Annotated in this window: 15 protein-coding genes; 2 read left to right on the top strand and 13 right to left on the bottom strand. The window is 62.4% G+C overall.

Annotated features, from left to right (window positions below; translation table 11 throughout):
- Positions 1-13: 13 nt before the first annotated feature.
- Both AB0O81_RS10105 and AB0O81_RS10100 read right to left on the bottom strand, forming a co-directional pair.
- Positions 14-481, bottom strand: coding sequence for a hypothetical protein (locus AB0O81_RS10105; protein WP_363583823.1), 468 nt, complete (start codon positions 479-481; stop codon positions 14-16).
- Positions 471-1,088, bottom strand: a complete 618-nt coding sequence (locus tag AB0O81_RS10100) for a sigma-70 family RNA polymerase sigma factor (RefSeq protein ID WP_363583821.1) — start codon at positions 1,086-1,088, stop codon at positions 471-473. The genes AB0O81_RS10105 and AB0O81_RS10100 overlap by 11 nt, the downstream gene beginning before the upstream one ends.
- Before the next feature lie 96 nt (positions 1,089-1,184).
- Between AB0O81_RS10100 and AB0O81_RS10095 the strand changes: the two genes are divergently transcribed.
- Positions 1,185-1,952: a GMP synthase gene (locus AB0O81_RS10095; protein ID WP_363583819.1), complete on the top strand. Its 768-nt coding sequence runs from the start codon at positions 1,185-1,187 to the stop codon at positions 1,950-1,952.
- Here the strand turns inward: AB0O81_RS10095 and AB0O81_RS10090 are convergent.
- The 7 genes from AB0O81_RS10090 to xylA form a co-directional block, all read right to left on the bottom strand.
- On the bottom strand, positions 1,906-2,727 hold the full coding sequence (locus AB0O81_RS10090; protein ID WP_363583817.1) for a tryptophan-rich sensory protein: 822 nt from the start codon (positions 2,725-2,727) through the stop codon (positions 1,906-1,908). The genes AB0O81_RS10095 and AB0O81_RS10090 overlap by 47 nt on opposite strands.
- Before the next feature lie 73 nt (positions 2,728-2,800).
- Entirely contained in the window at positions 2,801-3,295 is a 495-nt protein-coding gene (locus tag AB0O81_RS10085) for a glutaminase (protein WP_363583815.1), read from the bottom strand.
- 14 nt (positions 3,296-3,309) lie between these two features.
- Positions 3,310-4,512: a cation:proton antiporter gene (locus AB0O81_RS10080; protein ID WP_363583813.1), complete on the bottom strand. Its 1,203-nt coding sequence runs from the start codon at positions 4,510-4,512 to the stop codon at positions 3,310-3,312.
- A gap of 51 nt (positions 4,513-4,563) precedes the next feature.
- Positions 4,564-5,316 carry a GTP pyrophosphokinase family protein gene (locus AB0O81_RS10075; RefSeq protein ID WP_363583811.1) on the bottom strand — a complete coding sequence of 251 codons (753 nt, stop codon included), beginning with the start codon at positions 5,314-5,316 and terminating at the stop codon, positions 4,564-4,566.
- Between the two features lie 42 nt (positions 5,317-5,358).
- Entirely contained in the window at positions 5,359-6,201 is an 843-nt protein-coding gene (locus AB0O81_RS10070; RefSeq protein WP_363583809.1) for a transposase, read from the bottom strand.
- A 46-nt stretch (positions 6,202-6,247) separates the two neighbouring features.
- Positions 6,248-7,555 carry a xylulokinase gene (xylB, locus tag AB0O81_RS10065; protein ID WP_363583807.1) on the bottom strand — a complete coding sequence of 436 codons (1,308 nt, stop codon included), beginning with the start codon at positions 7,553-7,555 and terminating at the stop codon, positions 6,248-6,250.
- A 30-nt stretch (positions 7,556-7,585) separates the two neighbouring features.
- The gene (gene xylA / locus AB0O81_RS10060) at positions 7,586-8,773 is read right to left on the bottom strand and encodes a xylose isomerase (RefSeq protein ID WP_363583805.1); all 1,188 of its coding nucleotides are present in this window, start codon (positions 8,771-8,773) and stop codon (positions 7,586-7,588) included.
- A 109-nt stretch (positions 8,774-8,882) separates the two neighbouring features.
- On the opposite strand from xylA, the gene AB0O81_RS10055 reads away from it, so the two are divergent.
- Positions 8,883-10,061, top strand: coding sequence for an ROK family protein (locus tag AB0O81_RS10055; RefSeq protein ID WP_363583803.1), 1,179 nt, complete (start codon positions 8,883-8,885; stop codon positions 10,059-10,061).
- Positions 10,062-10,074: 13 nt separating this feature from the next.
- Here AB0O81_RS10055 and AB0O81_RS10050 read toward each other — a convergent pair whose 3' ends face one another.
- The 4 genes from AB0O81_RS10050 to AB0O81_RS10035 form a co-directional block, all read right to left on the bottom strand.
- Entirely contained in the window at positions 10,075-11,325 is a 1,251-nt protein-coding gene (locus AB0O81_RS10050) for an ROK family transcriptional regulator (RefSeq protein ID WP_363583801.1), read from the bottom strand.
- A gap of 16 nt (positions 11,326-11,341) precedes the next feature.
- Positions 11,342-12,346: a sugar phosphate isomerase/epimerase gene (locus AB0O81_RS10045; protein ID WP_363583799.1), complete on the bottom strand. Its 1,005-nt coding sequence runs from the start codon at positions 12,344-12,346 to the stop codon at positions 11,342-11,344.
- Between the two features lie 48 nt (positions 12,347-12,394).
- The gene (locus AB0O81_RS10040) at positions 12,395-13,552 is read right to left on the bottom strand and encodes a Gfo/Idh/MocA family oxidoreductase (protein ID WP_363583951.1); all 1,158 of its coding nucleotides are present in this window, start codon (positions 13,550-13,552) and stop codon (positions 12,395-12,397) included.
- 121 nt (positions 13,553-13,673) lie between these two features.
- Positions 13,674-14,723, bottom strand: coding sequence for a substrate-binding domain-containing protein (locus AB0O81_RS10035; RefSeq protein WP_363583797.1), 1,050 nt, complete (start codon positions 14,721-14,723; stop codon positions 13,674-13,676).
- Positions 14,724-14,858 lie beyond the last annotated feature (135 nt).

Here is a 14,858-nt window from a genome sequence, read left to right as displayed (position 1 = left end):
TGCCCTCCTTGGGTCACACTTCGAATTGCGGTGTGTGGTACTCGTGAGTCTGTTCGCCGTTATCCTCTACCACCAGGCGAAGATGAGAGATCCCTGCGGGTACTTCGCCGAAGGCGAACCGACCCTGATCGCTCGGGTCGACACGCCACTCACGATCACCCTGCATCAACAGGATCGCTGCCACCGTGCCATCCACCCACCCGTCAACGCGGCGCCCACCGGACTCGGTTGTGCTGACGTGCACGAGCACACTGGTAACGCCGTCGCTGAATTGCAGCGTCGCCGTGTCGGTATCGCCTCGAACAGCTGCGAGTGATCCTTCAACGAGAGTCAACATCGCGTACTCGCGCGAGAGATCCGACGACGCCACAGCAGCGACCATGCGGTCAATCAGCTCGGCTGGCACGGGATCATGTTCGGCCCACAACACGCGCAGTCGCGCGAAAAGGGCAGCATCCGCCCCTGAGTCTTCAGGTGCCATCATGGTCTCCTTTCCATCCAGCGCCTTCGAGTAAGGCGCGGAGTTTGCCAAGACAGCGTTGGCGGGTGGGGCCTATTGAGCCCACCGGCATTGATAGGTCGTCGGCGATGCGGGCATAGTCGGGTCGTTCTTCGAACGCCACCACTCGCAGCAATCGTTGACAGCGCTCATTGAGTGTCGTTACGGCAGCCCACAACCTGCGAGATTCGTCTGTGGTCACAGCCGCCTGTTCTGCCGATTCTTGAGCAGGAAGACGTGATTCCAATACATCGGTATCGGTCGCATCTGCCTGGCGGTGTTGCTTGCCAACGCGCCACGCCTCGCGCCGCGCGCACATGGTCAACCAGCCCGAAACCGCCTGCGGATCCGCAATCGACTCGTGTCTGCGCACCAGCGTCATCCACGTGGTCTGCACGACGTCTTGAGCAAGGGAGAAATCAAGACCGTAGGCGCGCACCACATGCCAGAGGGTTGGGGTCATCAGCCGCACCAATTCGTCCATCGCCCGGCTGTCGCCGCCGCGCCATCGCAAGAAAAGGGCAGCCGCACGCTCCCAGCGCGCTGGCTCAGTTGACTCGACGGGCACGTCGGCACTGTGATGAGTCATAGGCCCCATTGTGTCCACACCTTGCAAGAGCATGGAAGAGGCAGCGTGATACACAGTGGGGAAACGAATCGTGTATCGACGTTTTAGACTGCAACAATGACGTCCGCGCCGCTGCTGTATGTGTGTGTTCGGCCCCAGCAGGGTGCCGCTGCCGCCGAGTACGAGTCTTTCCGAAGCGCGATGCAGTTAGACGCGTCGCTTCTGCACCAGCACGACCTTGTTCGCACACCGTTCTCGCACGACATCTTCGATCGCTATAGCGGCTTTGTTGTGGGCGGCAGCCCCTTCAATGTGGCCGATCCTGAGCCGACAAAGACCGAAGTTCAGTTGCGGCTCGAGAAAGACCTCGAACACCTCGCCGCACATACAGCCGCGGGTGATGGCGCTGCCGCATTGTTCACCTGCTATGGCATCGGTGTTGTCACCCGCATGCTGGGCGGCGAAGTCACTCGCGCCTTTCCTGAAGACACCGGACCTGTCTCCATTGAGTTGACTCCAGACGGACGAGCCGACCCGTTGTTTGGTGGGCTCGCAAACCGCTTCACCGCCCTCACCGCGCACAAAGAAGGCACATCGGCGGCTCCGCGCGGCGCAGTTCTGTTGGCACAGAACGAAGCATGCCCCGCACAGGCCTACCGCGTCGGCGACCGCCTCTACACCACACAGTTTCACCCTGAGCCGACGTCAAAGGCATTCACTGAACGCATGGCCGTATACCGCGACGATGGCTACTTCGACGCCAATGCCTTCGACGAGATCGCAACGCGCGTGCTGTCAGCATCCGTCACCGAGCCGGTGCGCCTGCTACGAACCTTCGCTAAGCGGTTTGGACCGAGCGCGGCTCACGCAGACCTCGAACAGTGAAAGCAACCCCCGCGATGAGAATCACCGCGGCAACAACCACGGCGGTGTAACCGATCGCGAGGCTCTCAGGCTGATCGGTGATTCGGGCCACCGCAAGCCATGAAAGCCCCCAGGCAAGCGCGAGCGAAGGGGCAAGGCGCTTCGACGCCCATGAGATTGCCACTCCGATCACCGCGACGACGGCGAGGACGGTCATCCCCCACACCGCTGCGTGCTCTTCCCAGCTTGCTGGAAGATTCACCGTCAGCCACGCGGTGAGGTTGGCGACTGTTGCAAGCGTGACCCACCCGAGGTGCAATCCGGTCACGCCGTCAATCAGAATGCGATCCACCCAGCCCGTCGAAGGTGACAAGACGACGGCCCGTCGAAACGTCACTGAAAGCGCGGCCAGCAGCACGGCGATCCCGATCACCGTGAGCACAAGCGTGGTGAACTGAGCGAGCACCAGCCACACCCCGTTGAGCACCATGGTGAGCGCGACCCACCATCCGAGAACACGCTGGCGCTCATTCGCTCGCTGCGAGGGTAGCGCCTGCCAGAGCGTGTAGGCGAACAGGCCAACGTAGACAGCTGTCCAGATCGAGAAGGCTGAGCTTGCAGGAGCCAGATAGGTGGCATCGGCGGCGAGCGCACCGTCTTGCAGCTCTTGTACCGGCGTGCCCCCGAATACACCCACGCCCACCATGGCTGCGATGATCATGAAAACGGCAGCGCTGATAACCGAAATCTGCCGCACAAGGTCTTTTGCCACAGGGTCTTTCGCCGAACTGTCCATGACTACACCGTACAAATGCCACTGGCGGTGCGCCACCTGCTTGACACGTTGAGCGAACCGTGGCATCCGCGACCTATGTCGCTCCCCCAGGCGGATTCATGAGCAAATCGATCCGTTCATCGAGGTATTTGCTCAGCGGCATCCAACCGCCACGAGGGTTCCACCGCACGCTGATGACACCGTCGACCTGCGCAAGAACAGAGGATGCTGATTCAGCCGTGAGCGCGCTGAGCGTAAGCGGGCTCCACCCAAGGTGCACCGGAGTGCCCTCGCTGAATCCACCGCGGTACGCGGCTGCAGCGAGCTGTGAGCGCTGCCGCTGAGACTCCGCGGTGTAGCCGCGGGGTGCGTCGTGTCGCGAGCGAACAATCTCGCCGGTAGCGAGCAATGCATCGTCTGTCAGAAGCAGCACCCCCAGGTGCCACGCGGTTGTGCGTGGCACAACTTTGGGAGCCCGTGCGATCCCCAGAATGCGCCGTGGCACGACCAACTCTCCGAGAGCTTCTCTCGGCACGTCGATCAGAGCGCGGCGCGCAGCTGTGAGCAGGTCATCAGGTGGAGCACTCACCGCCGCGTCTGCTCTCAGGCTTCGTTCTCAACGAGAGCCTCGGCGTCGCGCGACACTCGATCGCCGTGAACCGTCATGGCGACAAGGGGGAACAGCAGCACGGAGAGCATGCCTGCGCCGACCAGTACCGACGCTGCGCCGCTCGACAAGATTTCGGCATCGACGCCGATGGCTGTGACAGCGACGATGATGGGCAGTCCTGTCGCCCCCATCAGAGCGATCGAGAGTCGTTCGGGGAGCTTGGCTCCCTTCGGCGCCACCAGCATTGACGGCAGGCCACGGATGGCGAACAGCAATACCAGCGCGACCGGAACAAGCAACGCAAGTGTGGGGTCTTCGATCAACGCTTCCAGATCGAACGTGACCCCTGTGTAGATGAAGAAGATGGGCACCAGAAAGCCGAAGGCGAGTCCTTCGATCTTGCTCTCGACTGCATGGCGGTCTGATTCACTCGCTTCCCGCATGATGAGGCGCCACAGCACGCCCGCGGTGAAGGCTCCGAGAAGCATGTCGATGTCTAGCGTGATGCTCAGTGCCACCATGGCGCTGAGGATCAACAGCACCGTCCTGACAGCGAACTGGCCGGAGGTGTGCAGCGACGAGCTCACGAATTCGTGCAGCCTCCCCTGCGGCACCCTCATCGCCCACCAGACGGCAAGTGCGGCGATGACAGCGAAGCCCAGCAGAACTACGGTCGAAATCCCCGGTTCCCGGCCACCGAGAAAGATCGATATCGCGATCAGTGGGCCGAACTCGCCGACCGTGCCAAGTGCGCTCGCTGCCATGCCAAACGGCGTCTTCAGCTCGCCAGCATCGCGCAGAATCGGCAAGAGGGTGCCCAGCGCGGTGGTCGACAGCGCGATCGCGACGATCATCGCACCCTCGCCCGGCATCAGAATCCACCCCAGGCCGAACCCCGCGGCGAGACTGATGATCCAGCCGAGCCACGCCATTCGGCCTGTTCTGCCGCGTAGAGTGCTCGCCTGTATTTCGGTGCCCGCAACAAAGAAGAGCATGGCGAGACCGAAATTGCTCAGCGCCGAGATCAGCTCGGATTCCTGAATCCACCCCAACAGGCTCGGTCCCATCAGAATGCCGAGCAACAGTTCGAAAACCACGAGTGGAATGCGCACCCAACGCCCCAGGCCGCGTGCCATCAGTGGCGCCATGACCGCGAGAAAAGTTACAACCATAAACGAGGTATCGACGTCATCCACGCCGTTCAGCGTACCGGTGAGTTCGCGCCGCGCCTGCGCACGGGCCGTTGTCTAGATGCTGATCGTGCGGGTCGTCGTCTGAAGCGCAGCAGTCACTGGCGGCGACGCCTCGGCCGTTGCCGGCATCCCGCCGCCTCGAATCTCGTGGTGAAGCCCCTCCATGCGCTCATCGAGTTCAGCGGCAGTGGTGGCGGCGTCGCGCAGACTGTCGAGAAGATCCTGGGGCACGTTGCTGTCGTATTTGTAATAGATTTTGTGCTCAAGACTCGCCCAGAAGTCCATCGCGATCGTTCGAAACTGCACTTCGACCGGAACCTCAATGCGCCCCGTTGACAAGAACACGGGCACCTCGATGATCGCGTGCAGGCTTTTGTAGCCGTTCGGCTTGGGCGCCGCAATATAGTCCTTCACCGAGAGCAATCGGAGGTCGTCCTGCGCTGTCAATAGATTGAACAGCCGGTACACGTCGGCCACGAACGCGCATGTGATCCGTACCCCTGCCACGTCATGGACGTGCTCACGGATGCTCTCGAAGTCAGCTTCGATGCCCTTGCGGGCCACTTTCTCCACCAAACTGTCGGCAGACTTCACCCGGCTCGAAACGTGCTCAATCGGGTTGTAATCGTGCATCAGTTGAAACTCATCGCGCAGAATGCTGATCTTCGTCTCAATCTCTTGCATTCCAAAGCGGTACTCGAGCAAGAAGCGTTGCAGGTCGTCGCGCAGGCTTCGCAGCGCAGCGGGCGAGACTGTTATCTCGTCTGCTTCAGATGGAGTCTGCGGCAACGTGAAGGATGTCGGCATGATGCAACGGTAGGCAACGCCCTTACGAGAGCGCTGTGAAAGCTAAAGGTTGTCCGCTGATGCGTGAGCCCGCTCCGCGTTGCGCTTCAACGTACGGCTGCTCTCGGCTGCCGCCGCGTACTCGTGCTCGAGCGCATCGAGCGTCGAGGCGATTCCGGCTGCTTCTGCTTCCAGCTTTGCGAGATCTTCGCGCAGGTCGTCCATCCGCTCGTGAACATGCGCGGCGCGCTGCTGCACCTTTGCGCGGCGCGCATCAATCTGACCGAGCGTGCGTGAGGCTTCGTTCGCGAGACGATCGGCGTCTCGAGATGCCTTCTCGGCGGCTTTGCGTGCGCGTCGCTCAGCGAGGTCGTCGACGGCAGATGGCACCGGAGGGTGATTGCCGGGGAGTGAGCCGCCTACGGAGTCGGCCGATGCGCCGAATCCGTCTGCTTCGAGAGCCTTCACCAATCGCGCTGTGCGCACGGCATCGGTGGCCGCGGCATCGACGACAGCGGCGTTGATCGTCTTTTCGATGTCGGCCAAAGCGCCCGGGCTCACCGCGACTCCTTGTTGCGCGGCCAGATCGGCCGCGCTGCGAGCCAGGGTCGCCACCAGCGTGCGGCGCTGCGGAGCGAGCGACGCCAGCTCGGCGGCGTCCAGGTCATCCTGGGCTTCTCGAAGCGCAACGGCGAGCGTCAATACCTGATCAAGCTGGCCGTCGCGAACGAGCAGGTTGACGGCCCATGCGGCCACCGAAGGCTTTCGGAGCCCCCTGATCGCGCGCGCAAGCGCTGGCGGAGCTGTCTGCGCGCGCGCGTTTCGCTGGGCCGTGAACTGGTCTGGCCGCAGTGCATAGAGTTCCGCAGCGACATCATCGAGGTCGCTGCGGCGGTCGGGTGACATAGCCCTATTGTCTCTCCGAGAGAGGTCGTTTTCGTGGGCGTGGCGGCTAACGCGCTGCGAGCACATTTGCCGCTTGACGTGCAGCACCAAGCGCCACGTACTCGCCGGGCTCAGGCACTTCCACCGTGAGTCCCAGCACGAGCGGAGCGATCTGACGTACCGCCTCAGACTGTGCACCGCCACCGACAAGAAGCGCGCGCTCGAGGGGCACACCGAGCGCGCGCAGGGCGTTCATGCCACCTGCGAGCCCTGACAGCATGCCCTCCACTGCGGCGCGCGCGAGGTTTTCGCGGGTGGTCGATGCGAGCGTCATGCCCGAGAGTTGCGCGGTCGCGTCGGGAAGGTTCGGTGTGCGTTCCCCTTCGAAGTAGGGCACGAGTGTCAGCCCATCGGCACCCGGTTCGGCAGTCAGCGCGAGACGGCTGAGCTCGGCGTGGTCAACGCCGAGCAGCCGGCCGATCGCGTCGAGCACTCGCGCAGCGTTCAGCGTCGCTACCAGCGGCAGGAAGTGCCCAGTGCAATCAGCGAAGCCTGCGACGGCGCCAGTGGGATCGACCGTGCGCCGCTCGCTTACCGCGAAGACGGTGCCACTGGTGCCGATCGAGACAACGACATCACCCACGTTGGCACCCAAGCCGAGCGCGGCTCCGGCGTTGTCGCCCGCTCCGGGGGCAACACGACGACCGTCAGCATCCAACACGAAATCCTGTGGGCCAAGCACCCGCGGAAGCGCCGCGTCATGCCCGAGCGCCGCCGCGAGCAATTCACGGTCGTATCCGCCCGTGGTCGGATTCCAGTAGCCGGTTCCCGAGGCGTCAGAGCGATCGGTGATGAGCTCTTCGAGCACCGGCCCCAGCGCCGAATCGCCCGTCGGACCGTAGCCCCGAAGGCGCCAGGTGAGCCAGTCATGCGGCAATGCCACTGCGGCCACCCGAGCGGCATTCTCCGGCTCGTGATCGCGCAACCAGCGAAGCTTTGTAATCGTGAACGAGGCGACCGGCACCAGCCCCGTGCGGTCCGCGAGCGCAGCGGCACCGAACTCGGCGATCAGATCATTCGCCGCATTGGCCGATCGGGTGTCATTCCACAGCAACGCGTGACGAATGACGCGTCCGTCCTCATCGAGCACGACCATGCCGTGTTGCTGACCACCGACCGACCACGCCACGATGTCGTCTAGCCCACCCGCATCTGAGAGCGCGGCCTGCAGCGCTTGCCACCACGCCGCAGGGTCGACCTCGGTGCCGTCAGGGTGCGCAGCGCGCCCCTGACGCACGATCGCTCCCGTGGTGGCATCGGTGACCAGCACCTTGCACGACTGTGTCGACGAGTCGACTCCCATTACGAGCGCCAAAGCTCACTCCTTCTTGCGGGGTTGCCGTTCCTAGCGAGCGCCGAGCAAGTGCTCAGCCGCAAGCTGCTGCAAACGCACGAAGCCGAAGCCTTTGCCACCTACGTAGGCGTCAGCGTCGAAGTCTTCGTACGCTGAGCGGTCTGCCACGAAGTCGTCGTAGGTCTCACCCTCACCAAGGGTCGGAGTCGACAGTTCGTAAACCTTGGCGGCTTCAAGCGCTTCCTGAACTTCAGGGTCGGCACGGAAGGCATCAGCCCGCTCCTTGAGCAGAAGGTACATGCGCATGTTCGCGGCAGCTGATTCCCACACACCCTTCTCGTCTTCAGTGCGGCTGGGCTTGTAGTCGAAGTGTCGGGGGCCGTCATATGCGGGTCCACCATCGGGGCCGCCGTGCTCGAGCAAGTCCACCAGCGCGAAGGCGTTGTACAGATCTCCGTGACCGAAGACGAGGTCTTGGTCATACTTGATGCCACGCTGACCGTTGAGATCAATATGGAAGAGCTTGCCGTGGTAGAGCGCCTGAGCGATACCAGCAGCAAAGTTGAGCCCTGCCATCTGCTCGTGACCCACCTCGGGGTTGAGTCCGACTAGCTCGGGGCGCTCGAGCGAGTCGATGAACGCGAGCGCGTGCCCCAGTGTGGGCAGCAGGATATCGCCGCGCGGCTCGTTGGGCTTGGGCTCGATTGCGAAGCGGATGTCGTAGCCCTTTTCAGTGACGTAGTCGCCGAGGAAGTTGACCGCTTCGCGGTAGCGCTCAAGCGCCTGACGAACGTCTTTCGCTGAGTCGTACTCAGCACCTTCACGGCCGCCCCACATGACGAAGGTCTTGGCGCCCAGCTCAGCGCCAAGGTCGAGCTGGCGAAGCACCTTGCGAAGCGCGAACCGACGCACATCACGGTCGTTCGACGTGAACCCACCGTCTTTGAACACCGGTGCGGAGAAAAGGTTGGTGGTAACCATCGGAACGACAAGCCCGGTGTCTGAGAGCGCGCCTTTGAGCCGATCGATCTGCTTCTGCCGCTCAGCGTCGGTTGACCCGAATGCGAAGAGGTCGTCATCGTGAAAGGTCAACCCATAGGCGCCCAATTCAGACAGCTTCTCGACGGCGTGTACGACATCGAGCGGTGGCCGCGTCGGTCCGCCGAAGGGGTCGGTGCCGTTGTAGCCGACAGTCCAGAGACCGAAGGAAAACCTGTCGGCGCGAGTGGGTTGATTCATGGTTGCTCCTCGTTGAACGCAATAAGTTGTTCGATACAACCTATCGCACTACCCGCAAATTGGCGACTCAAAAGACAAATTCCACAGCTGATTCGTCTACTGTGAGCAGATGGGGGAGATAGGGCTGAACGGCGAAGAAGTACGCCGCCAGAATCTGGCACATCTACTACGGTTGCTGCATCGCGAAGGGCCAACATCCCGGTCGCGACTGACCGAGGCGACCGGCCTGAACCGGTCCACTATCGCTGACCTGGTGGGCGAACTGAGTCGACGAGGTATCGTCGAAGAACAAGCGCCCGTGGGCACGCACCGAGTAGGCCGCCCCTCGCTGATGGTTAGACCGCGCGAAAACTGGATGGCGATCGCCGTCAATCCAGAAATCGACGCCGTGACTTTTGGTGCCGTCTCTCTCAACGGCATCGTGGCGCTGCGTGAGCGCATCGAAGTCACAGGAGCGCCCTCGCCCGCCGCCACAGCTCAGATGATTAAAGAGCAGATCGAGCGATGGAAGGAGGGGCCGCTCGCAGAAGCGCACCTCCTCGGTATCGGCATCGCGGTCCCTGGACTCGTGCGCACTCGCGATGGGTTGGTGAGAAACGCCCCACACCTTGGCTGGCGTGATGTTCCATTGCGCGACATGGTGAGCGCTCTCACGCAACTGCCAACGATTGTGGACAATGACGCGACACTCGGCCTCGTCGCCGAACATGTATTCGGCGCGGCGAAGGGAATCGCCCACGTCGTCTACCTCAACGGCGGCGCGAGTGGAATCGGCGGCGGAATCGTCGTGCACGGCCAGCCGGTGCGAGGGGCCAGCGGATACGCTGGTGAGTTTGGGCAGAACCGCCCGGGGATTCTGGCTGACGGTGATCGTCAGGTGGCGAAGGGCGTGCTGGAGGACGAGGTCAGTCGCGCCAGGCTGTTGCACGTAGCGGGTCTCAGTAGCGCTGACGAACCGACTCTCGCGCACGTATTGACTCATGCATTAGGCGAAGCCGCCGGTCACGAGATCGCGCGACAGCGACGCATCCTGGCGACCGCGTTGGCGAACGCAGTGAACGTTTTGGACCCTGAAGTCGTGGTGCTAGGTGGTTTTCTCGCCACACTTGCCTCGACAGATACCGAGGGCCTTGCCACCATGGTGCGCACACATGCGATGAATGAGATCGGCGACGATTTTGAACTCAGAGTGGCTGCCCTTGGCGAGGACCGATTACTGATCGGCGCAGCCGAAGCTGCCTTCGCGCCGCTGTTGTCCGACCCTGCCGCAATGGCCCCAGCTGGCTAACCTTCGGGACGGTCTAGTTTTCGACCGGCAAAGATGCTGACACGCGGCGCTGGCTTGCAGGATCATCCAATAGCGGAGCGAACACGAGTTCAGCAGCACCGATGAGCAACAACTCGTCGCCGAGATGGGTGGCCGAGAGTTGGATGTCTTCTCGTCCACCGGGCAGGGAGGGACCAATCTGCTCGGTGAGCGCTTGCTCTCCCACCGCAACGAGAATTGCCGCCAGGTACCCTCCAAGCACCAGCTGAAGCGGATTCAGAGTGTTGATGATGGTCCGGAACGCCGTCGCAAGATACGGCAACTGACGGCGCAGCTCGCGCCCCGACGACGAGCGTGAGTCACGCCAGGCATCAGCCACCAGTGCGTTGAGCTCGTCGGTCGTCGCGGGTCTACGACCCGCTGCCGCTAGGAAGCGATCCAGCCGAACCTCGGTTTCAAGACACCCAATCGCGCCGCAATGGCAGCTCGAACCTGCCGAGTTCACAAGCGTGTGCCCGAACTCGCCCGCGTGACCGCCACTGCCACGAATCAGTTGTCCTTCGAGGACGATGCCGCCACCGATACCGCTCGCACCGCCATTGAGATAGACGATAACTCCGGTGCCGCTCGCTGCGCCGAACGCGACTTCGGCGAGGATGCCGCAGTTCGCATCGTTGGCCCCAACCACGGGCAACCCGATCTTGTCCGCGAGCATGGTCGCCACCGATACGTCGCGCCAGTCGAGGTGCGGTGCCAACAGAACTCGCCCGTCCGCCTCGCGCACGAGGCCCGGAATCGCCAGGCCCACTCCCACCGAACGCAGCCCCAGCCGATCCGGGCGCATTCCTTCTATGATCGCGCTGACGATGTTGACGAATTCAGCGGGTGTCGGAACATGATCGTTGGCATAGCGAACCCTGTGTACAACGCTGCCCCCGAGCGATACAAGTGCGACATCGATCGCATCCACTTCGGGATTGACAGCGATCGCAACAGTCTGCGTCGACGCAGACACCGTTGCGCTGGGACGCCCTACCTTTCGAGTTGGCGTGGCAGCGTGCGCGTGGACCAGACCGCGCTCTTGCAGTTCCACGACCAGCCCACCGATCGTGGAACGATTCAGGCCAGTGGCTCGGGTCAGTTCCGCGCGCGAGAGCGGCCCCGAGCGATGCGCGAGGATGAGCACTTGTCGCAGGTTCTGTCGACGAATCTCGTCGACCATCGTGCGTGATGCGGTGCCGTGGGTAGCGGAGTCTCCCTTCGGCACCGCATCACGTTCAGCCACTATTGGCGCCTCGAAGTCAGGACTGCGAGAATGCTGCGTCGAACGCAGCATCCGAAGGAACATAGGTCGAAAGACGACGCATGAACGTCAATGCCTCCGGAGCACCCACGAGACGATCCATACCTGCGTCTTCCCACTCCACCGAGAGAGGTCCCTCATAGCCGATCGCGTTCAGCATGCGGAACGAGTCCTCCCACGGCACGTCGCCATGGCCCGTCGAGATGAAATCCCACCCGCGCCGCGGGTCCGCCCACGGCAAGTGCGACGAGAGGCGTCCGTTACGACCGTTGGTCAGGCGCACTTTGGTGTCTTTGCAGTGCACGTGAATGATCTTGTCGCGGAAGTCCCACAAGAATGCGACGGGATCGATCTGCTGCCAGACCATGTGCGACGGATCCCAGTTGAGACCGAAGGCATCGCGGTGGCCGATCGCCTCAAGAGCACGAACCGTCGTCCAGTAGTCGTATGCGATCTCGGATGGGTGCACCTCGTGAGCGAAGCGCACACCGACCTCATCGAACACGTCAAGGATCGGATTCCAGCGGTCGGCAAAATCTTGGTAGCCTGCGTCGATCATCGCGTCGGAGGCTGGCGGGAACATAGCAACACACTTCCAGATGGCTGACCCGGTGAAGCCGGTGACAATCTTGGCGCCGAGCTTTGCAGCGAGCCGCGCGGTGTTCTTCATCTGCTCCGCCGCGCGCTGGCGCACGCCTTCGGGATCGCCGTCGCCCCAGACCGCGTCCGACAGAATGTCGCGGTGACGCTGGTCGATAGGGTCGTCGCAGACAGCTTGGCCTTGCAAGTGGTTCGCGATCGCATGCACAGCAAGGCCATTGCGCTTGAGTATGTCGAGCTTGCCCTGGACATACTCGTCATCATCCCAGCGCGAGGGATCGAGATGGTCTCCCCAGCATGCAATCTCGAGGCCGTCGTAGCCCCATTCGCCTGCGAGCCGGGCCACCTCCTCGAAGGGAAGATCCGCCCATTGTGCGGTGAGAAGAGTAATCGGTCGAGCCATCACGTTTGCCTTTCGTCGTCGAATCAGTGACAGGGGTAAAGCCGGCGATCAGCCGACCGGGGTCCAACAGCCAGACTCATCAGAGCTGCGCTCCACGGCATCGAGCACGCGCTGAACGTGCAGGCCGTCTGCAAACGACGGCGAAGGCGCAGTGCGCTCGCTCACGGCGGTGACGAAGTCAACGACCTGGTGCGAGAAGCCGTGCTCATAGCCGAGCATGTGGCCCGCGGGCCACCACGGCGCGAGATATGGGTGGTCACTCTCGGTGACGAGAATCGTGCGGAACCCCTGCTCAGTGGCGGGGAGTGTCGCATCGTAAAACTGCAGCTCGTTGAGTCGCTCTAGATCGAACGCCAACGCGCCGCGCGAGCCAGAGACCTCAATCGTGAGCGCATTCTTACGGCCAGTCGCGAAGCGGGTCGCCTCAAAGCTGCCAATCGCAGAAAAGGCCCCATCGGCAGCCGTGAATCGCCCAGAGAACAGGGCAACATCATCGACATCGACTATGCCGCGCTCGCTGGACGCTGTGCCAGATAACCCGATGCCTTCACCGAGCAGTGGCCGCTCCTTCACGACAGTTTCAAGTAGTCCAGAAACCTTCTCAAGGTGCAGACCAGTGATGTACTCAGCAAGGTCGACCGCGTGCGCGCCAATGTCTCCCAATGAGCCGGAGCCTGCGCGGTCCTTTTGGAGCCGCCACGTCATAGGACCCTCAGCATCCATCAGCCAATCTTGACGATAGGCCGCGCGAATCTGACGAATCTCTCCCAAACGCCCCTCGGCGACAAGTTGACGGGCGAATGTCGTGGCTGGAACACGTCGGTAGGTGAAACCGACCATCGAGCGCACTCCGTTCGCGGCGGCGCGTTCAGCGGCATCCCGCATTGCCTCTGCTTCGGCAACCGTGTTCGCCAGCGGCTTTTCGCACATCACGTGCTTGCCTGCCTCGAGCGCGGCGATCGCGATCTCCGCATGCGAATCGCCGGGAGTCACAATGTCAATGATGTCGATGTCTTCGCGCTTGATGACCTCACGCCAGTCAGTTGCGACTTCACCCCAGCCCCACTTTGCGGCGGCCTCGTGGGCAGCCTCAGCGTTGCGTCCAACCAGCACGGCCATCTCGGGCTCCGCGGGCAGATCGAAGAACTTAGGCGCGACGCGCCATCCTTGGGAATGGGCGGCACCCATGAAGCCATAGCCAATCATGGCGACGCGAAGTCGTTCGGTCACGTTTCTCTCCATTGAGGGTCGGGGTGTTGTCTCGGCATGCCGAGAGGGCTGAGTGACGGGGGGCTCCAGGCGCCCGGAGCCCCCCGTCACGATCGGGTTAGGAAGCGAACGCCAGGTCGATGTACTGGTCGACGTTCTCCTGGGTTACGACAGGCGCGTCGAGCACGATACGGTTCGGCACGCTCGGCGTGATCAGGTCACTCATGGTCTTACCCTGTGCGATCAGACGGGCAAGCGCAATACCATCAGCAGCCTGCGTCGAGGGGTAGATGATGGTCGCCTTCAAGACCGAGTCGTCAGCCTCAATGAGCTCCATCGCGTCGCGCGAACCGGCACCGCCGACCATGAAGAACTCGTCGCGACCAGCAGAGTTGATTGCCGCGAGAACGCCAATGCCCTGGTCGTCATCGTGGTTCCAAATAGCATCGATCTCAGGGTTGGCCGAGAGCAACTGCGAGGTGACGGTTTCGCCGCCCTGAACCGTAAAGTCTGCAGCGACGCGAGCTGAGACCTCGAGGCCACAGTCATCGAGGGCCGCAGCGAAACCTTCTGAACGATCCTGCGTCAGCGGAAGCGAGTCGATTCCGGCGATCTCAGCGACCACTGCGTCGGGGGTGTCGGCCAGCTGCTCGCAGATGTACGTGCCAGCGCTGACGCCCATGCCGTAGTTGTCGCCGAGCACCGTGGTGCGCGCGGCGAACGGGCTCGAGAACTCGCGATCGACGTTGATCACCGGAATGCCGGCGTGCATCGCCTTGATGGCGACTTCTGTCAAAGCTGCTCCATCACTCGGCAGCAGCACGATCGCGTCGACACCATCGTTGATGAACGTCTCGACGGCGGCGATCTGAGCCGTGACGTCGTTGGTTCCTTCTGCGAGCTGCAGCTCGACGTCCGAATAGCTGTCAGCAGCTGCGATTGCACCAGAGTTGATAGCGCCGAGCCAACCGTGGTCTGCGGCAGGACCCGAGAAGCCGATCGTCACGGTGTCGCCGGTCTCGGCATTCTCTTCGGTGGTCGTTCCCTGATCGACGACCGAATCTTCTTCGGTGGTGGATCCGGTACAACCCGCGAGTAGCGCGATCGCAGCGACTGACGCAGTCGCGCCCCAAACCATTCGCCGCGTGAGTGAACTCTTGATTGCCATGAATCTCTCCTTTGAGGTGATGCAATGTTGCATGAATATGGTGCTGTGTCGCCAGCGAGCCGTCGAGAACAACTCAAGTCAAATTGGCGTTCGCCACAACATAACACCAGTCGAACGGTCCCGTCCAGCATTTTC

The sequence above is a fragment of the Microbacterium sp. NPDC076911 genome (assembly GCF_040687125.1).
Lineage (GTDB): Bacteria > Actinomycetota > Actinomycetes > Actinomycetales > Microbacteriaceae > Microbacterium.
This window is presented reverse-complemented; position numbering and strand designations above follow the sequence as displayed.